This window comes from Rhizobium sp. SVR5-9E, assembly GCF_056755095.1.
On the sequence record NZ_JBNDHS010000387.1, the window covers coordinates 1 to 275 of the forward strand.

Below are 275 nucleotides of genomic sequence, written 5' to 3' on the forward strand. Positions count from 1 at the left end.
CCATCACACTGACAGGATTGTTGGAATTGACGCAGTATGAGCTACAGGTTGCCAACGTATGTAGCGGTACGCCGGGTACTTATACACTGCCATACTTCTTTACAACTCCTACTGTAATATATTGTAATATGTCTGCTGCTGCATCTACATCAGGATATATTTCTAAAGTTAAGGTAGAGCCAAACGGTAAAGCTGCAATGGAAAATGCATCAGGAGCGTCCAATTATACAGATTATACAGGTGTTCCGTTGAAGTTCATAGAATTGATCCAGGGT

At 41.5% G+C, this 275-nt stretch carries 1 protein-coding gene; it reads left to right on the plus strand.

Annotation, left to right across the window (positions count from 1 at the left end; all coding sequences use genetic code 11):
* Window positions 1-26 precede the first annotated feature (26 nt).
* Window positions 27-275, plus strand: a 249-nt coding sequence (locus ACPYOJ_RS35295) for a hypothetical protein (protein WP_481420378.1), incomplete at its 3' end; no start/stop codon positions are given.